Source organism: Micromonospora sp. NPDC005172, assembly GCF_040608555.1.
Taxonomy (GTDB): domain Bacteria; phylum Actinomycetota; class Actinomycetes; order Mycobacteriales; family Micromonosporaceae; genus Micromonospora.
In genome coordinates this window covers 1-18,640 of the sequence record NZ_JBEXIL010000047.1, presented here as the reverse complement: position 1 = coordinate 18,640, position 18,640 = coordinate 1, and the positions used below count along the sequence as shown (strand labels likewise).

The 18,640-nt window shown below is 72.1% G+C and carries 13 protein-coding genes; 6 read left to right on the top strand and 7 right to left on the bottom strand.

Going from position 1 to position 18,640, the window contains the following annotated elements; all coding sequences use genetic code 11:
- Positions 1 to 2 precede the first annotated feature (2 nt).
- Positions 3 to 1,250: a PHB depolymerase family esterase gene (locus tag ABZV06_RS25670; RefSeq protein WP_355624697.1), complete on the bottom strand. Its 1,248-nt coding sequence runs from the start codon at positions 1,248 to 1,250 to the stop codon at positions 3 to 5.
- Between the two features lie 211 nt (positions 1,251 to 1,461).
- Between ABZV06_RS25670 and ABZV06_RS25665 the strand changes: the two genes are divergently transcribed.
- Positions 1,462 to 3,288, top strand: a complete 1,827-nt coding sequence (locus ABZV06_RS25665; RefSeq protein WP_355624695.1) for a DUF2079 domain-containing protein — start codon at positions 1,462 to 1,464, stop codon at positions 3,286 to 3,288.
- Positions 3,289 to 3,350: 62 nt separating this feature from the next.
- On the top strand, positions 3,351 to 3,992 hold the full coding sequence (gene lipB / locus ABZV06_RS25660; RefSeq protein ID WP_355241494.1) for a lipoyl(octanoyl) transferase LipB: 642 nt from the start codon (positions 3,351 to 3,353) through the stop codon (positions 3,990 to 3,992).
- Positions 3,993 to 4,036: 44 nt separating this feature from the next.
- On the opposite strand, the gene aspS is transcribed toward lipB, so the two are convergent.
- Positions 4,037 to 5,323, bottom strand: coding sequence for an aspartate--tRNA(Asn) ligase (gene aspS / locus ABZV06_RS25655; protein ID WP_355624694.1), 1,287 nt, complete (start codon positions 5,321 to 5,323; stop codon positions 4,037 to 4,039).
- A 444-nt stretch (positions 5,324 to 5,767) separates the two neighbouring features.
- Between aspS and lipA the strand changes: the two genes are divergently transcribed.
- Positions 5,768 to 6,763 carry a lipoyl synthase gene (lipA, locus tag ABZV06_RS25650; protein ID WP_355241488.1) on the top strand — a complete coding sequence of 332 codons (996 nt, stop codon included), beginning with the start codon at positions 5,768 to 5,770 and terminating at the stop codon, positions 6,761 to 6,763.
- A 233-nt stretch (positions 6,764 to 6,996) separates the two neighbouring features.
- On the opposite strand, the gene ABZV06_RS25645 is transcribed toward lipA, so the two are convergent.
- Positions 6,997 to 7,545, bottom strand: a complete 549-nt coding sequence (locus tag ABZV06_RS25645; protein ID WP_355624692.1) for a hypothetical protein — start codon at positions 7,543 to 7,545, stop codon at positions 6,997 to 6,999.
- 456 nt (positions 7,546 to 8,001) lie between these two features.
- Here ABZV06_RS25645 and ABZV06_RS25640 point away from each other — a divergent pair, with 456 nt between their 5' ends.
- Positions 8,002 to 8,685: a DUF4191 domain-containing protein gene (locus ABZV06_RS25640; protein WP_355241481.1), complete on the top strand. Its 684-nt coding sequence runs from the start codon at positions 8,002 to 8,004 to the stop codon at positions 8,683 to 8,685.
- 61 nt (positions 8,686 to 8,746) lie between these two features.
- On the opposite strand, the gene ABZV06_RS25635 is transcribed toward ABZV06_RS25640, so the two are convergent.
- Positions 8,747 to 9,145, bottom strand: a complete 399-nt coding sequence (locus ABZV06_RS25635; protein ID WP_355624690.1) for an RDD family protein — start codon at positions 9,143 to 9,145, stop codon at positions 8,747 to 8,749.
- Positions 9,146 to 9,405: 260 nt separating this feature from the next.
- On the opposite strand from ABZV06_RS25635, the gene glnA reads away from it, so the two are divergent.
- Positions 9,406 to 10,830 carry a type I glutamate--ammonia ligase gene (gene glnA / locus ABZV06_RS25630; RefSeq protein ID WP_355241476.1) on the top strand — a complete coding sequence of 475 codons (1,425 nt, stop codon included), beginning with the start codon at positions 9,406 to 9,408 and terminating at the stop codon, positions 10,828 to 10,830.
- Positions 10,831 to 11,175: 345 nt separating this feature from the next.
- On the opposite strand, the gene mptB (ABZV06_RS25625) is transcribed toward glnA, so the two are convergent.
- Complete coding sequence (mptB, locus tag ABZV06_RS25625; RefSeq protein WP_355624688.1) at positions 11,176 to 12,687, bottom strand: polyprenol phosphomannose-dependent alpha 1,6 mannosyltransferase MptB; 1,512 nt, start codon at positions 12,685 to 12,687, stop codon at positions 11,176 to 11,178.
- A gap of 14 nt (positions 12,688 to 12,701) precedes the next feature.
- Positions 12,702 to 14,102, bottom strand: coding sequence for a polyprenol phosphomannose-dependent alpha 1,6 mannosyltransferase MptB (gene mptB, locus ABZV06_RS25620; RefSeq protein ID WP_355241470.1), 1,401 nt, complete (start codon positions 14,100 to 14,102; stop codon positions 12,702 to 12,704).
- Positions 14,103 to 14,146: 44 nt separating this feature from the next.
- Here mptB (ABZV06_RS25620) and ABZV06_RS25615 point away from each other — a divergent pair, with 44 nt between their 5' ends.
- A complete protein-coding gene (locus tag ABZV06_RS25615) occupies positions 14,147 to 15,754 on the top strand; it encodes a hypothetical protein (protein WP_355624686.1) in 1,608 nt (535 codons plus the stop codon).
- A gap of 5 nt (positions 15,755 to 15,759) precedes the next feature.
- On the opposite strand, the gene ABZV06_RS25610 is transcribed toward ABZV06_RS25615, so the two are convergent.
- Positions 15,760 to 18,636, bottom strand: coding sequence for a bifunctional [glutamine synthetase] adenylyltransferase/[glutamine synthetase]-adenylyl-L-tyrosine phosphorylase (locus ABZV06_RS25610; RefSeq protein ID WP_355624728.1), 2,877 nt, complete (start codon positions 18,634 to 18,636; stop codon positions 15,760 to 15,762).
- Between the last annotated feature and the right edge of the window lie 4 nt (positions 18,637 to 18,640).

The window sequence follows — 18,640 nt, the reverse complement described above, 5'->3', positions numbered from 1 at the left end:
GGTTAGCAGCCGATTACCCAGTGGTTGGGGGCGGTCTGCTTGAGGGTGCTCGTGTAGAAGGTGTTGTAGAGGCCCATGCGCTGGTTCGAGCCGTTCGCGTAGGCGTAGCCGCCGGACTGGTACGCCCGGCCGGCCGTCACGTGGGCGTAGTTGGTCGCCGTCACGCAGGTCGCCGGCGTGCTCGGGGTCGGGCTCGCCGTCGGCGTCGCGGTGGGGGTGGGGGTCGGGCTCGCCGGCGGGGTCGCGGTCGGGGTGGGGGTCGGGGTGGTGCCGCCGTTGTTCAGGCCGAAGAAGAGCGCGTCACGGTACGTCGAGCAGATGGTGTCCAGGAAGTACGCGGCGGCGGTGCCGCACTGGTCCGCACCGGGACCCGGGTCGACAGGCGTCCCGTGGCCCATCCCGGAGACCCGGTACAGGCGTACCTCGTCGTTGCCGTACACCTCGAGGCTGGTGTTGCCCGGCAGCGACGACGTGCTGGTCGGCGTCTGCGAGATCCCCCGCACGTTGGTCCACTGGTCGCGGGACTCGGTGCCGTTGAGCGGCGTCACAGTGGTGTCCGACGTGCCGTGCCAGATGGCGACGCGGGGGCGCGGGCCGGTGTAGCCGGAGTAGGCCCCACGGACCAGGTCTCCCCAGGCCGCCGGCGTCTTGTCCGTACCCGGGTTCATGCAGCTGAACGCGTTGACCATGCTGGTGGCGCAGCGGTACGGGATGCCCGCGATGATCGATCCGGCGGCGAAGACGTCCGGGTAGGTGGCCAGCATGACCGCGCTCATCGCCCCGCCCGCCGACAGGCCGCTGACGTAGACCCGGGAGCCGTCGACCGCGTAGGTCGCCTTGGCGTGGTCGACCATCTGCTTGATCGACAGCGCCTCGCCCTGACCTCGGGCGGTGTCGCCGGCCTCGAAGAAGTTGAAGCAGGAGTTGGCGTTGTTGCCGGAGGGCTGCTGGGCGACGATCAGGGTGAACTTCCACAGGTCGGCGTACTTTTGCCAACCCGAGTTGGTGAAGTAGCCGGAGGCGTTCTGGACGCACCCGTGCAGCAGCACCACGGCCGGGGAGTTGGCCGGCAGGTTGTCCGGCCGGTAGGCGTACATGGCGAGGTTGCCCGGGTTGGAACCGAACCCGGTGACCTGGGTGAGGCTGGCGGCCTGGGCGGGCGTGGCGAGGGTGATCGCGCCCGCCACGGCGAGGACGAGCCCGGCGACCGCGCCGATCAGCCGGTTGAGGGTGGACGAGGAGCGGCGCACGGTGGCCTCCTGACGGGGCAGACTGTGAACTGGGTCACGGTCAAGTTGCCGAGACGTTACGACGATGTGTCACCGCCTCGACATAGGGCACACCAACACATTCACGACAGCCGTTGTGTACGCCGAACTACCCCCGCCATCGCGGCACGGGAACCGACGACTACCGCCGGTCTGACCGGCTCGTCCAGGTCCGATTGGTAACGTCCGCTGCGTGCCGTCCTCCCCGTCGCTGGCCACCGGGCCCGCACCAGCGTCGTCGCCGCGTACCCTCCGGGGCCGCCGGGCCGACCTGATCGTCGCGCTGGTGGCGCTCGCGCTCGCCGTCTGGGTGACCAGTGGGCTGTGGCGGGACCCGAACGTCCGCACGATCACCGTCAACTCCAGCGACCAGGCGCTCTTCGAGTGGCTGCTGGCCTTCGGCGGGCACGCGGTCACCCACGGCGAGAACCCCTTCTTCACCTATCTGATCAACGTCCCGGACGGCGTGAACCTCGCGGTCAACACCTCGATCACCGTGTACGCGGTGGTCTTCGCCCCGCTCACGTACCTCGTCGGACCGCCGGCGACGTTTCTCGTGATCCTCACCCTGAACCTGTTCGCCACCGCGCTGGCCTGGTACTGGCTGCTCTCGCGGCACCTGGTGCGCAGCCGCCTCGCCGCCGGCGTGGGTGGCCTCTTCATCGCCTACTCCCCCGGCATGGTCTCGCACGCCAACGCCCACCTGAACTGGACCGCAGGGTGGTTGGTGCCGCTGCTGATCTGGCGGCTGTTCGCGCTGCGCCGCCCCGGGCACTGGCTGCGCGACGGGGTGATCCTCGGCGTGCTCGTCGCGGTGGCCTTCTCGATCGCCGCCGAGGGGCTGTTCTTCGCCGCCCTCGCGCTCGGCGTGTTCGTCGCCGTCTGGGCGCTGCACCCCGCCCACCGTGCCGAGGCACGCGCCGCGCTGCCCACCTTCCTGCGCGGGCTCGGCGTGACCGCCGTGGTGGCCGGCGTGCTGCTGTCGTACCCGCTGTGGTTGCACTTCGCGGGACCGCAACGGTTCCACGGCACCGGCTTCGACCCGGTCATCCACTCCGAGGACATCGCCGCCTTCGCCGCGTTCCCGCGCCGCTCGCTGGCCGGGGAGGCCGGGCTCGGCACCGCGCTGGCGCCGAACCCCACCGAGGAGAACTCGTTCTTCGGCGTCCCCCTGCTCGTGCTCACCGTCGTATGCTTCGTCGCGCTCTGGCGACGCGCCGACCCCGGCCGCCGGGCCGCGCTCTGGGCGCTGGGCATCGTCGCGGTGATCTTCGCGTTGCTGTCCTTCGGGCCGGTGGCGAAGGTCGACGGACGGCGCACCGACCTGCTCATGCCGTTCGACGTCCTCGGCCAGTTGCCGGTGGTGAACGCCGCGCTGCCCGCCCGGCTGGCCCTGGTGGTGGCGCCGGTGATCGGGGTGCTGCTGGCGTACACCGTCGAGCAGTTGCGCACCTCCCCACCCCGGCACCGCTCGACGGAGCTGGCCTGGGCGATCGGGTTCGCGGTGGCCCTGCTGCCGCTGCTGCCCACCCCACTGCTGACCGACGAGCGGGAGCCGATCCCCCGCTTCATCACCTCCGGCACCTGGCGCGACTACGTCTCCGACGGCAACACGTTGACCCCGGCGCCGCTGACCGTCGACATCTACCCCGACGGTCAGCGCTGGCAGGCGTACGCCCTGTCGCACCGGCAGGGCGAGTTCGCCATCCCCGGCGGCTTCTTCCTCGGCCCGGGCGGGCCCGACGGTCGGGGCCGGATCGGTCCGGTGCCCCGCACCCTGAGCGCGCTGATGGACCAGGCAGGCCGCACCGGGCTGGTGCCGATCATCACCGACGGCACCCGGACGGAGGTCCGCTCCGACCTGCGGCACTGGCGGATCGAGACGGTCGTCCTCGCCGACGCGGTGCACGGCGCGAAGTTCGAGGTCGACGAGGCGGCGGTCCGCCGTACCGCCACCGCCCTGTTCGGCGAGCCGCAACGGGTCGACGACGTCTGGCTCTGGCGCGTCTCATCGCCCTGACCGGTCCCTCGTGAGACGTCTCACCAGGGATTCGAACCGTGCGCGGGACTAGGCTGGATGCCGTGACGACGACGACCCCCGGCCTGACGGCCGTCCGCGCCGGCCTGCTCGACTACCAGGCTGCCTGGGACGAGCAGCGGCGCCTGCACGAGTCGGTGGTGGCCGGCGAGCGCGGCGACACCGTGCTGCTCCTGGAGCACCCGAGCGTCTACACCGCCGGAAAGCGCACCGAGCCGTGGGACCGTCCCATGGACGGCACGCCCGTCGTCGACGTCGACCGTGGCGGCAAGATCACTTGGCACGGCCCGGGTCAGCTCGTCGGCTACCCGATCCTGCGGCTGCCCGACCCGGTGGACGTCGTCGCCTACGTCCGCCGGACGGAAGACCTGCTCATCGGCGTGTGCGACGAGTTCGGGCTGACCGCCGGCCGGGTCGAGGGGCGCAGCGGCGTCTGGGTGCCCGAGGACGACCGGGGGCCGGCCCGCAAGGTCGCCGCCATCGGCATCCGCGTCGCCCGGGGCGTCACCCTGCACGGCTTCTCGATCAACTGCGACTGCGACCTGGCGTACTTCGACCGGATCGTGCCCTGCGGCATCCGCGACGCCGGCGTCACGTCGCTCACCGCCGAACTGGGCCGCCCGATCACCGTCGCCGACGTGCTCCCCGTGGTCGAGCGCCGCCTCGCCACCCTCGTCGAGGTCTGAGCCCGCACGGGCCGGCGTCACCGGACGCCGACCCGTGCCCCCGCTCACGGCGTCAGGCGGTGCAGGTCCCGTGGGAACGCGGTGATCTCCCGGACGTTGGCCGCGCCGACCAGCCGGGCCACGAACCGTTCCAGACCGATGGCGAACCCGCCGTGCGGCGGCATGCCGTGCCGGAACGCGTCCAGGTAGCCGGCGTAGGGCTCGACCGGCTCACCCCGGGCCGCCAGCGCCGCCAGGTAGTCGGCGTGCCGGTGCAGCCGCTGTCCCCCGGTGACCAGCTCCACGCCGCGAAAGAGCAGGTCGAAACCGTTCGAGTACGCGGGCTGCGCCGGGTCCGGGTGGGTGTAGAAGGGCCGTTTCGCCATCGGGTAGCCGGTGACGAAGAGGAAGTCGGACCCGTGTTCGCGCAGCGCCCACTCGCCGAGTGCCCGTTCGTGGGCGGGCGCGAGGTCCGGCTCGTCGGCGGGCGCGCCGGCGATCGTCAACGCCTCGGTGAAGTGCACGGCCGGGATCTCCGCCGGCACCTGCGGCGGCGTGACGCCGAGCGCGGCCAGCGCGCCGCCGGCCCGCTCGCCCGTCGTGCCCAGCATCTGCGCCACGGTGTCACGCAGGACGCGCATCACGTCCCGGTGGTCGGTCACGAAGCCCAGCTCCGCGTCGAGCGACGTGTACTGCGCGAGGTGCCGCACGGTGTCGTGCGGCTCGGCCCGGAAGACCGGTCCCACCTCGTAGACGCGCTCGAAGACGCCGACCATCAGTTGCTTGTAGAACTGCGGCGACTGGGCCAGGTACGCGGGCCGGCCGAACCAGTCCAGCGCGAACACGTTCGCCCCGCTCTCCGTGCTGGCGCTGACCACCTTCGGAGTGTGGATCTCCACGAAGTCGCGCGCGTCGAGCGCGGCCCGGAACCCGGCCACCGCCGCCGCCGAGATCCGCAACGCGGCCGACCGGGTGGGGTGCCGCAGCGCGGTCGGCGCGTTGTCCAGCTGGGTGGGCAGACTCGCGGTGAGCGCCGGCCGGTACAGGTCGAACGGCGGTGGCACGGCGGGCGGCCCGAGTGGACGTACCGTCGGGTCGGTCAGCTCGACCCCGGCGGGTGCCGTGGTGTTCGACGTGGCCGTGCCGACGACCTCGACGACCGTCTCCTCGGTCAGTCTCTCCAACTCGGCGCGGACGGCCGGGTCGGTGACGACCACCTGGGCCAGGCCGGCCGCGTCGCGCACGATCAGGAAGGCCACCGACTTGAGCAGTCGGCGTCGGTGCACCCAGCCGGCGATACGCACGGTCGAGCCGATCTGGGCGGCCAGGTGGTGGGACAGGGTTCGTCGCATGGCGTGCTGCTCCTCGGTCAATCGCCACGCTTCACCGCCCTGGGTGGCGAAGCGTCGCGTCAGCCCCAGGGAGGTGTGGGCGAGCGGGAACCTCGCGGTGCCACCACACCTTCACCCCCGCCGGAGCGGGGGCCTCGTTCGTCACCTGGTGACCGGGGCCAGCCGGGCGGGCTCTACTAGGCGTCGCCGCCGTTCTGCCCGCAGCTCGGGAGGGTCTTCACGCCCCGGCGCCAGACCGCCTCTCAGCACCGGCGGCTCTCTGCACTGGCGGGGTCGGGGTGCTACTCGGCTCCGTCGTCGCTGTTGCCGGCGACGCTAACACCCCCACCGCCGGCGTGTGACGCCATTTTTCGGCTCACCGGTGTTCGGCGTCACAACATCAGCGGCGTGACGCCGGTCGCCTGACGTACATAGACGGCCACCATCCGGCGTAGGCTCGTTTTTGTGACGATCGAGCACTCCGCGCCGACGACCGGCCAGGCAGCGCGCACCGCGACGGCCGCCCCCGAGGGGCGTCGCCTGCTGCGTATCGAGGCGCGCAACGCCGAGACGCCGATCGAGCGCAAACCCCCGTGGATCAAGGTCAAGGCCAAGATGGGCCCGGAGTACACCCAGCTGCGCGGGCTCGTGTCGCGCGAGGGGCTGCACACCGTCTGCCAGGAGGCCGGCTGCCCCAACATCTACGAGTGTTGGGAGGACCGGGAGGCCACCTTCCTCATCGGCGGCGACCAGTGCACCCGGCGTTGCGACTTCTGCCAGATCGACACCGGCAAGCCGGCCGAATTCGACGCCGACGAGCCGCGTCGCGTCGCCGAGTCGGTGGTCTCGATGGGTCTGCGGTACGCCACCATCACCGGCGTCGCCCGCGACGACCTGCCCGACGGTGGGGCCTGGCTGTACGCCGAGACGGTCCGACAGATCCACGCCCTGCAGCCCGGCTGCGGCGTCGAGCTGCTGATCCCCGACTTCAACGCGGTCCCCGAGCAGTTGGCCGAGGTCTTCGGCTCCCGTCCCGAGGTGCTGGCGCACAACGTGGAGACCGTGCCGCGCATCTTCAAGCGCATCCGGCCAGCGTTCCGCTACGACCGCTCGCTGGACGTGATCCGCCAGGCCCGCGCCGACAGCCTGGTCACCAAGAGCAACCTCATCCTGGGCATGGGCGAGGAGCGGGCCGAGATCTCGCAGGCGCTGCGCGACCTGCACGAGGCGGGCTGCGAGCTGATCACCATCACGCAGTACCTGCGCCCCTCCCCCCGGCACCACCCGGTGACCCGCTGGGTCAAGCCGGAGGAGTTCGTGGAGCTGCGCGAGGAGGCCGAGGAGATCGGCTTCGCCGGGGTGATGAGCGGTCCGTTGGTGCGCTCGTCGTACCGTGCCGGCCGGCTCTACCAGCAGGCGCTCGACGCCCGCGCCGCCACCACGGTGACCACCGCCGGCTGACCCGCCGACAGCGCCGCACGGACCGTGCGGCGCCCGGGTGTCATGATCGTGCGATGACCGCCGGGGTACGCGACCAGCCGCGCGGCGCGGACCGACCGCGCGGCTGGTCGCTGATGGTCCTGACCTGAAGGCCAGTGCGGCGGGAGCGCGTCGAAGGGAGCGCTCTCGCCGCACCTTTCCGCCTCGGCGCTAACTGTCGATCAGCGCCGCCGAGCCGCTGAGGAGCGGAATAGCTAAGGCTGACGCGTCACGTCACCGGCGTTGTCGTCATTGTCGCCATACCAGACGTTCATGCACTGCAAGGCACCTGAGTGACGCAGGCAGACTCGCACGTACCGATGCGCTCCGTCAATTCGCTTCGAGGTCAACGTGCCACTCGAACTGGCCTGAGTCTCGCAATAATCCCAGGTTCCCAATGCTTGAATCTGAGTCGTCGACTTGAAGTAATGCTCGGCACTACCAGTCACCGAGAAGTTAGAGCGATCTATGGAAATCACATCACCCGAAGATGCGCCCTCAGCCTTCGCGATTACGGATGCGTTTGCGTGGTTGCTGTAAAGGCGAATGGTCTTACCGTGAAGGGATCCAGGGTACCGAGTGTCACCAGTGGAACCGGTCTTTAGGACTTCACCGTCACCAAGCGCGTTCCAGGCACCTGACACGCATCGGTTCGCCGCCTGCGCTGGTGCGCTTGTGCCGAACTGCACTGCTGCCACACCTGCGGCAGCCAAGACAAAAGCCATCAGCCCTTTGCCAGAATTCTTGAGCACTTTGCTATACAACAAGACCTCCCCCGTTCGATGCATTGATGTTGAACATCAGATCATGCAAAGCGTGAAACGGCAAGAGTGCGATAAGTAAGCGGCGATTGTCACCAATTTTACGAACTGTCCATATTAAGTCATCATCTCCTGCCGTGCGATTCGGTGTGGCGCGGGACGGAGATGGCTTGACGATCGCGCGGTGGGCGCGTATCTCCGCATCAGCCCGAGTTCACGGCCTTATGCCTGCGTGACAGCTTTGGCCGGACGCTGCAGCCGGGTCGCCGTCAGCGTTCACCTCAGCCAGACCGCACCGGTCAGGATGATCGCCTGGCTGTAATCACCTGCAGGAACGCCGATTCGACGGCCTGCCGAGCAGCGCCAGCTGGCCTACGCTAGGCCGGTCAGCAGCGGCGCGGACGGGCGGCACCCGGACGCGGATCAACGCGGGCGACTGGGCCCACTAGACTCTGCGACATGGCAAAGCCCCAGGAGAAGGTCTCGTTCGGCCAACGGCTGAAGCAGATCGGGATGGTGTTCCAGTTCACCGCCAAGCAGGACCGGTGGTTCGCGCCGCTGGTCGCCGCGGCGGTGCTCATCCCGCTCGCGCTCACCGTGGTCGCGGTGATCCTCTGGAGCTGGATCTGGCTGCCACTGGGCATCCTGTTCGCCCTGCTCGCGGTCCTGATCGTGCTCAACCTGCGGTCCAATGCGGCGATGATGAACGCCGCCGAGGGGCAGCCCGGGGCGGCGGCGCAGATCATGGACAACATGCGCGGCGACTGGCGGGTCACCCCGGCCGTCAGCTCCACCACCCAGATGGACATGGTCCACCTGGTGATCGGCCGGCCGGGCGTGATCCTGCTGGCCGAGGGCAACCCCCAGCGCGTACGCGGTCTGCTCGGGCAGGAGAAGCGCCGACTCGCCAAGGTCATCGGCTCCGCCCCGCTGCACGACTACGTGATCGGCCAGCAGGAGGGCGAGCTGCCGATCCGCAAGCTGCGCACGACGCTGCTGCGGCTGCCCCGCGCGCTCAGCGGCAAGGACGTCAACTCGCTGGACAAGCGCCTCAAGGCGCTCACCGCCCGTCCGCAGATGCCCAAGGGCGCGATCCCGAAGAACATGCGGCCGCCGGGCGGCGCCCGTCAGCCGCGACGCTGACGCGTACACCGCAGAGGAGCCGGACCCCCGCGGGTCCGGCTCTTTTCGGTGCAGCCTGGCTTCAGGCGCGGGGGGCGTCGACGACGACCGAGTCGACGAGGCGGTCGTGCACCCCACGGCGGTGCTCGTCCATGATCAGCGCAGGTACGACGAGCGCCAGCAGCACGCCCCGGGCCAGCGCGCGGAGCAGGCCGATCCGGCCCCCGTCGTGCCAGTTCACGCAGCGGACCTTGGTGATGTACATGCCCGGGGTCTGCGCGAACAGGCCGAGGAAGATGCCGTACTCCAGGATCAGCACGAGCACCGGCGCCCAGCCGTCGCGTACCGGGTCGGCGAAGATGTTGGCCACCAGCAGGCAGAGCACCCAGTCGATGATCAGCGCTCCGAAGCGCCGCCCCAGGCTCGGCGGGGTGAAGGTGGGGTCGCTGGCCGGCGCTGCCGGGACGTGCGGGTTGGTCACAGCGATCAAGGGTATCCGCGACCCGATCGGCCCCTCGGAGTGCCGTCACCACTGCGTGCCGATTCGGGCCAATGACCTCAAGTGTCACTACACTGACCCAGCCGGTACGCCGTTCCCGCAGGTTGAGCGCCCGGACAGGAGCATCCTGACGCTCCGCGAGGGACGTAACACGGCAGAAACACTGAAGACATGGCCGGGCAACTCCCCGGCCCTAGCGTCGCCAGAAGCCTAGCCACCCCGTGGACGTGCCAGGAGGATGTGTGTTCGCCAATCCCGAGGAACTCCTGCGATACCTCAAGAACGAGGACGTGAAGTTCGTCGACGTTCGTTTCTGTGACCTGCCCGGTGTGATGCAGCACTTCAACCTGCCGGTCGAGTCCGTCAACGACGACCTCTTCACCGACGGCCTCGCGTTCGACGGCTCGTCGATCCGCGGTTTCCAGGCGATCCACGAGTCGGACATGCTCCTGCTCCCGGACGTCGCGACCGCGTTCATCGACCCGTTCCGCGCGCAGAAGACGCTCGCGCTGAACTTCTTCATCCACGACCCGTTCACCCGCGAGGCCTACAGCCGCGACCCGCGCAACGTCGCGAAGAAGGCCGAGGCGTACCTGGCGGCGAGCGGCATCGCCGACACCGCCTACTTCGGCGCCGAGGCGGAGTTCTACATCTTCGACTCGATCCGCCACGAGACCTCGGCGCACCAGTCGTTCTACTACATCGACTCGATCGAGGGCGCCTGGAACACCGGCCGCGAAGAGTCGGGCGGCAACCTCGGCTACAAGACCGCCTACAAGGGCGGCTACTTCCCGGTGCCGCCGGTCGACCACTACGCCGACCTGCGTGACTCGATCGTGCGTCGCCTGGTCGACACCGGCTTCACCGTGGAGCGCTCGCACCACGAGGTGGGCACCGCCGGCCAGTCCGAGATCAACTACAAGTTCTCGACGCTGCTGCACGCCGGTGACCAGCTCCAGCTCTTCAAGTACATCGTGAAGAACGAGGCCTGGGCCAACGGCAAGACCGCCACGTTCATGCCCAAGCCGCTCTTCGGTGACAACGGCTCCGGCATGCACACCCACCAGAGCCTCTGGCTCAACGGTGAGCCGCTGTTCTACGACGAGACCGGCTACGCCGGCCTGTCCGACATGGCTCGCTGGTACATCGGCGGTCTGCTGCACCACGCGCCGTCGCTGCTGGCGTTCACCAACCCGACGGTCAACTCGTACCGTCGCCTGGTCCCCGGCTACGAGGCCCCGGTCAACCTGGTCTACTCGCAGCGCAACCGCTCCGCCTGCACCCGCATCCCGGTGACCGGCAGCAACCCGAAGGCCAAGCGCGTCGAGTTCCGCGTGCCGGACCCGTCGGCGAACGTCTACCTGGCCTTCTCGGCCATGATGATGGCCGGCCTGGACGGCATCAAGAGCAAGATCGAGCCGCCGACGCCGATCGACAAGGACCTCTACGACCTCCCGCCGGAGGAGTGGGGCGACGTCAAGCAGGTCCCGGGCTCGCTGCCGGCCGTGCTCGACTCGCTCGAGGCCGACCACGACTACCTGCTCGAGGGCGGCGTCTTCACCCCCGACCTGATCTCCACCTGGGTCGACTGGAAGCGCGCCAACGAGGTCGACCCGGTGCGTCTGCGCCCGACCCCGCACGAGTTCGCCATGTACTACGACTGCTGAGCAGTCACACCGCACCACCGTCTGGGCCGGCTCCGCGATTCGCGGGGCCGGCCCAGACGCATTGGCACGCTCCCGCTTCGCCAGGTCGGGTCGGGTCGGGTCGCGCTCGGCGCGACCAGCGAGCGGAGTGCCCCGGGCTGCCTCCTCCGAGGAGGGTCGGCCTGTGTCCCAGTCGTCCTTTGCTCTGCTTCAGCTGAGGAAACACCTGGACGTCCGATAATCGGGCACCTGGTGTTGCCTCCGCTGAAGCAGAGCAAAGGACGTGCCTCGACAGGTGCCTCCTCCACCCCAACGGGTGCGGGGACAGCACCCGGGCATCGACACGCCCGGCCCGCCCGGCCCGCCCTAACGCCGCAGCCTCGGCACCCATCTTCCAGGGGTGTCGGCGTCGCTGCGGCGCAGCAGCAGGGCCCGCGGCAGGGCCAGGACCAACAGGGCCAGGACCAACACGGTCATGACCAACACGGTCATGACCACCGCGCCGGGGGCCTTGGTGAAGCGGGCCAGGTTGGTGCCGTCGGGCAGCGCCAGGAAGGCCGCCAGCGCCGCCGGCAGCGCGAACCAGGCCGTCCGGGCTGCGGTCAACGCGAGCAGCGCCAGCGGCCAGGTCGCGTACCAGGGGTGGAAGACCGGGGACAGGACGACCGTGGCGACAAGTGCCAGGCCGGCACCGCGCAGCGCCACCCGGCAGCGGTCCGAGACCGGTCCACCCGAGGCCCGCAGCCTGCTCCAGGTCCGCCACCAGAGCGCCACCAGCAGGACCGCGAGCAGCAGCAACGCCACCGTCCGGGCCACCGGAACCGCCTGCGGGTCGCGCCCGGCCAGCGCACCCGCGTAGTCCACCACCATGCCGACGGCGGTGGGCGGCGACGTCCACTGCTCGGAGTCCCCGCTGCGGGTCAGTCCGCCCACCCACCCGAACCCGAGTCCGGACAGCGCCGAGGTGACCAGCAGCGCGGCGACGAGGCCGCCGCCCAGCCACACGCCGCTCCGGAACACCGTGCGGCCCGACGCTCCCGCCAGCACGGCGAACGGCACCACCACGACGGCGCTGGCCTTCACGGTCACCGCCAGCCCGAGTAGCACCCCGGCCAGCAGCAGGGCGACGGCCCGGCCCGGCCGACGGACCACCACCAACAGCCCGCACAGCAGCAGCCCGAGCATCACGGCGTCGTTGTGGGCCCCGGCCACCAGGTGCACGCCGACCAGCGGCGCGGCCAGCGCCAACCAGCCCGCCCGTCGGGTCGGCACGCCGGCCGCCCGCGCCAGGGGAGGCAGGCAGGACGCCGCCAGCACCAGCCCGGCCACCGCGATCACCCGCAGCGCCACGACCGTGCCCGTGAGCCCGCCGCCGACGCCCACCGCGAGCGCGGCGAGCAGGACGAACACCGGCCCGTACGGTGCCGGTGTGTCCCGCCAGATCGGCGCCACCGTCTCCACCCACGGGCAACCTGCTGCGGCCACCCCCACGGCGTACGGGTCGGCACCGTGCGCGTACGTCCAGCCCTGGCAGGCGTACGAGTAGACGTCCCGGCTGCCCAGGGGCGGCGCGATCAGCAGCGGCAGGACCCAGAGCACGGCGGTGACGTACGCCCAGCGGCCCGACGGCGCACCGGCACGCAACGACCACCAGGCGCCGACGAGCAGCGCGCTGCCGACGAACCAGCAGGTCAGCGTCGCCGGCCCGCCCGGTGCCTGCCAAATCGACTGCGGCGTCGCGCCGAGCGGGGCGTCGGGCAGCGCCCCGCCGAGATACCCGGCGACGGCGAGCAGGATCGCGCCGACCAGGCCGGCGTACCGGGCAGACCGGGCGGTCGACGGGCCGGGGATCGGCGGCGGTGCGCCGGGAGTGGTCACCGGCACACCGTCCCTCAGTCGGCGGCGACCGGTTGGCGGGCCGCCCGAGCCGACCGTACCAACCGGATGACCAGCACGATCACCAACAGCGTCATCAGCGGCGCCCCGACCGTCTTGGTGTACCGGGGCAGTCCGGTGCCGTCCGGCAGCACCAGGAACGACGCGACCAGCGCGACGACGACGAACCATCCGGTACGCCGGGCGGTGGCCGCCAGAACGGCGAGGGGCCAGACCCAGTACCAGGGGTGGAAGAGTGGCGCGAGGGCGACCGTGGCGGTCAACGCCACGGCGGCGTACCACAGCGGCTCCCGCGTTCGGGCCCGCCACCACAGCCACACCAGCAGCACCGCCAGCACCGCGACGCCGATCCCCCGGGTGACTGCGAGCGCGTCGACGTGCCCGCCGAAGGGCACCGCCAGGTAGCCGATGGTCTGCCCGAACGCCGTGGACGGTGACGTCCAGGCGATCACGTCACCGCCCCGGGCCAGCCCGCCGACCCAGCCGAAGTCCAGTCCGGCTGCGAAGGTCACCCCGACCACGACGGCGACCGCGCCGCCGACCACCCAACCGCCGTGGCGGATCAACGCGCGGATCGAGTACCCGCCGACGATCGCTGCCAGCGCGGCGAACGGCACCACGACCAGCGCCGTCACCTTGATGCCGGCGGCGAGACCGAGCAGCGCGCCACCGGCGAGCAGCGGACCGGGGCGACCGGGCCGGGAGGCGACGACGGCCAGCCCGGCGACCAGCAGACCGACCATCAGGGCGTCGTTGTGCGCGCCGGAGACCAGGTGCACGGCGACCAGCGGGCAGGCGAGGGTCAGCCAGACCGCCCGGGAGGCTGGTACGCCCACCCGTCGGGCCAGCACCGGCAGGCTGACCGCCATCAGCGCGACCCCCGCCACGGCGATCAGCCGGAACACCACGATCGCGCCGGTCAGCGAGCCGGTGGCCTTGACCACCGCGCCGGACAGCACGACGAACAGCGGCCCGTACGGCGCGGGGGTGTCCCGCCAGATGTACGAGATGGTGTCCAGCCAGGGGCAGGGCAGCGCGGAGACACCCTGCTCGTAGGGGTTGATCCCGGCGGCGTAGCTGGCCCCCTGGCAGGCGTACGCGTAGACGTCCCGGCTGGCCAGCGGCGGCGCGATCAGCAGCGGCAGCAGCCAGAGCCCGATGGTGACCAACGCCCAGCGGGTCGACGGCACACTGTCGCGCAGCGACCACCAGGCGTACGCGAGAAGCGCGGTGCCGACCAGCCAGGCGGCGAGCACCAGCGGCCCGTTCGGCGCCTGCCAGATGCTGACCGGGTTGCTGCGCAGGGGTGAGTCGGGCAGGGCGCCGCCGAGGAACGCGGCGACGGCGAGCAAGGCCGATCCCGCCAGTCCGGTCCAGCGCGCGAGGTGGTGGGGCACGCCGGACATGCTGCCAGTACGGTTGTCGCGGTACGGAGGTGGGCATGCGGCACAGTCGGGTGGTGGCGGTGGCCGCCGGTTGCTCCGTCGTGCTCGCCGCGCTCTGGTTGGCGCTGCCGCTGATGGGCTCGGACCTGTCCGCGCAGGTCGCCCGCGCTGACTTCTTCGCCGCCCACGGTCTCACTCCGGTGGATCTGCGCTGGTACGCCGGGGTGCAGCAGTTCGGCTACAGCCTCGTGTCGCAGCCGGTGATGGCGGTGCTCGGCGTGCGGGTGACCGGTGCGCTGGCGCTGGTGGCGTCGGCCACGGCGCTGGCCGCGCTGCTGGTCCGCAGCCCGGTGCCCCGGCCGCTGCTGGGCAGCCTGATCGGCGTGGTCACGCTGGCCGGCAACCTGGTGTCGGGACGGGTGACGTACGCCCTGGGTGTCGCGTTCGGGCTGGCGGCACTGGTAGCGCTGACTCGGCGCGTACCCCCGGGTTGGCGTCTCGCGCTGGCTGCGGCCGGCGCGCTGCTGGCCTCGGCGACGAGCCCGGTTGCCGGTCTGTTCGTCGGCCTGGCGGGCGTGGCGCTGCTGCTCGCCCGCCGGTACGCCGACGGTCTGGCGCTCGGCGTCGCGGCGGCCGTGCCGCTGGCCGCGACCGCTCTCCTCTTCGGCGACGGCGGCTGGATGAACATCAGCCGGACCGACACCCTGCGCGCGGTGGTGACGAGCCTGGTGGTGGCGGCGCTGGTGGCCTACCGGCCGGTGCGGTTCGGCGCGCTGCTGGCCGCCGCCGGGGTGCTGGCCGCCGCTGCGGTGCACACGCCGGTGGGGTTGAACGCGACCCGGCTGGCGACGATGTTCGCGCTGCCGGTGCTGGCCGCCGCCGCCCGTCCGCCGGCCTGGCTGTCGGCCCGGCTGGCCCGCCGGCACACCGATCGGCCCGCCGACGCCCCGGCTGGCAGCGCGACGCCCCGGCTGCTGGGTGGGATCGGCCTGGCCGTCCTGTTGGCGGCCGTCTGCTTCTGGCAGCCGCCGGTGGTCCCCGCCGACCTGCGGGGCATCGGCGACCCGACAAGCGCGCCCGGCTACCACGCGCCGCTGCGCGCGTTCCTGGCCGGCCAACGGCTCACCGGCCGGGTGGAGGTGCCGCCGACGCGCAACTACTGGGAGGCGGCCCGCCTCGGCGAGGTGCCGCTGGCCCGGGGCTGGCTGCGGCAGGCCGACATCGACCGCAACCCGCTGTTCTTCACCACGGTGCCCGGCGCGACCGGCACCGGCGTTCCGCTGACGCCGGCCAGCTACCGGGCCTGGCTGACCGAGAACGCCGTGCAGTACGTGGCGGTGCCGGACGCCCCGCTGTCCTGGGTGGGTCGCGCCGAGGCGGAACTGGTCGAGGGCGGCCTGCCGTACCTGACGCCGGCGTGGTCCGGCCCGCACTGGCGGGTCTGGGCGGTGACCGACCCGACGCCGCTGGTCGCCGCGCCCGCCGAGCTGGTCCGCGCCGACGGCGCGGCGGTGACCTTCCGGGCCCCGACCGCCGGCCCGGTGGCCATCCGCGTCCGGCACAGCCGCTGGCTGGCCGCCTCCGGCGGTGCCACCGTCGCCGCCGACGGCGACTGGACCACCGTCACCGTCCCCCGCGCCGGCGAATACACCCTCGGCGGCTGAGCGCGCTACGCCTCCAGCACACGCTGGGCGGCGGCGCGGGAGCGACGGCCGGTGCGCAGGTACTCGTCGAGGAACTCCCCCGGGTCGTCGCGGCCGAGCAGCCGCACCACCCCGGCCAACTCCACCCCGTGCCGGGGCAACTGGTCGCCGGCCCGGCCCCGGACCAGCATCAACGCGTTGCGGACCTGCGCGGCCAGGGACCAGCCGGCGGCCATCTCCGCGGCGTCCGCCGGGTCGACCAGGCCGGCCCGCTCGGCCGCCGCGAGGGCATCGAGGGTACGCGTGCCACGCAGTTCCGGGACCGCGCCCGCGTGTCGGAGCTGGACGAGCTGGACGGCCCACTCCACGTCGGCCAGCCCGCCCCGGCCCAGCTTCGTGTGGGTGGCCGGGTCGGCGCCGCGCGGCAGCCGTTCGGTCTCCACCCGGGCCTTGATCCGGCGGATCTCGACGACCTGCTCGCGGGTCAGCCCGTCGGCCGGGTACCGCACCGGCTCGATCATCGCCTCGAACTCGGTGCCCAGGTCGGCGTCACCGCAGACGAACCGGGCGCGCAGCAGCGCCTGGGCCTCCCACACCCGCGACCAGCGGGCGTAGTACTGGGCGTACGCGGCGAGGCTGCGGACCAGCGGACCCTGGCGGCCCTCGGGGCGCAGGTCGGCGTCGACACCGAGGGGCGGGTCGGGGGCGGGCATGCCGAGCAGTCGACGCAGTTCCTCCGCGACGGCGTGCGCGGCGGCGCTGGCCGCGCTCTCGCTGCTGCCGGCGGGCGGGTCGTAGACGAAGAGCACGTCGGCGTCGGAGAGGTAGTTCGACTCGTACCCGCCGAGCCGGCCCATCCCGATCACCGCGAACCGCAGCCCTTCCGGGGCCGGTTGGCTGGCCCGGGCGGCCCGCAGCGCGGCGGCGAGGGTGGCGTCGGTGACGTCGGCGAGGGCCGTACCGACCTCGGTGATGTCGGCCAGCCCCGGCGACGGCCGCGTGCCGCCGTCCGCCCGGGTCGGGGTGGGTGCCAGTGCGCCGGCCCGGCAGAGCACGTCGGCGCAGGCCACCCGGACCAGCTCCCGGCGGCGCGACGCACGCACGGCGCGGGTCGCCTCGACCGGATCGGTGTGCCGGGCAGCCGCTGCCAGGAAGCCCTCCCGCAGCACCGGACGCGGACGCGGTGCCAACTCGTTCTCCTCGGCCAGCAGACGCAGCGCCTCCGGATCGCGGGCGAGCAGGTCGGCGACGTACCGGGACAGGGCCAGGACCCGGGCCAGCCGACGGGCGACGGGACCGCCGTCCCGCAGCAGCCGCAGGTACCAGGGGGTGCTGCCCAGCTTGTCGGACACCTTGCGGTAGTTGAGCAGCCCCCGGTCCGGCTCCGGCGCGTCGGCGAACTCGCTCAGCAGCACCGGCAGCAGGGTCCGCTGGATGGCTGCCGTGCGACTCACCCCGCCGGTCAGCGCCTGGAGGTGACGCAGCGCCCCGGCCGGGTCGGCGAAACCGAGGATCTCCAGCCGGTGCCGGGCCGCCTCCGGGGTGAGCCGGAGCCCGTCGGCGGGCACCCGGGCCACCGACTCCAGCAGCGGCCGGTAGAGCAGTTTGGCGTGCAGTCGGCGTACCTCGGTGGCGTGGGTGACCCAGTCGGCCCGGAAGCTCTCGACGGCGCTGCGGCCCGGCACGGCCGTGAAGCCCAGCGCGGCGGCCAACCAGCGCAGCGCGCCCGGCTCGGTGGGCACGGTGTGCGTGCGGCGCAGGGCCTGGAGTTGAAGCCGGTGCTCGACGGCGCGCAGGAAGCGATAGCCGCGCAGCAGCGACTCGCCGTCGGCGCGGCCGACGTAGCCGCCAGCGACGAGCGCGCGCAGCGCCGGGATGGTGCCGGGCGCGCGCAGCGTCTCGTCGCCACGGCCGTGTACGAGTTGCAGGAGCTGGACGGCGAACTCGATGTCGCGCAGCCCGCCGGGACCACGCTTGATCTCGCGTTCCAGCTCCTTCGGCGGGACGTTGTCGATGATCCGGCGGCGCATCGCGCGGACGTCCTCGACCGCCTCGGGTCGTTCGGCGGCCCGCCACACCAGCGGCGCGAGCTGGTCGACCCACTCCTTCGCCAGTGGCAGGTCACCGGCGGCCGGGCGGGCCTTGAGCAACGCCTGGAACTCCCAGGTACGCGCCCACCGGCGGTAGTAGGCGAGGTGGCTGGCGAGGGTACGCACCAGCGGGCCACGGCTGCCCTCGGGTCGCAGGGCGGCGTCCACCGGCCAGGCGACCATTCCGCAGACGGAGATCAGTCGGGTCGCCACCTGGGTCGCGGCGGGCAGGTCGGCGTCCTCGGCGGCCACGAAGATCACGTCCACGTCGGAGACGTAGTTCAGCTCGCCGCCGCCGCACTTGCCCATCGCCACCACGGCCAGCCGGGGCCGCTCGGTGCCGGCCGCCAACTCGTCGACGGCGATCTCGTACGCGGCGGCCAGGGTCGCGTCGGCCAGCGCGGACAGCGCCGCCATGGTCTGCTCCAGGGCACGGCCGCCGGTGAGGTCGGCCGCCGCGATCCGCAGCAGGGCCAGCCGGTACGCGCTGCGCAGCACCGCCACCGGATTGCCGTCACCGACCAGTTCCAGTCGACCCTCGGCGATCGGCGCGAGCCCGTCCGACGCGGTGCGCAGCGCCAGGCAGTGCTCGGGGTTCGCCACCAGATGGTCGCCGAGCGCCGACGACGCCCCGAGGACGGCGATCAGTCGACGCCGCAGCCCGGGATCGGCGTGCAGTTCCGCGAGCAGTGGCGAGCCGGTGCCGCTGCCGGCGGCGCTGATGCCGGCGGCGCTGATGCCGGCGGCGCTGATGCCGGCGGCGCTGATGCCGGCGGCGCTGATGCCGGCGGCGCTGATGCCGGCGGCGCTGATGCCG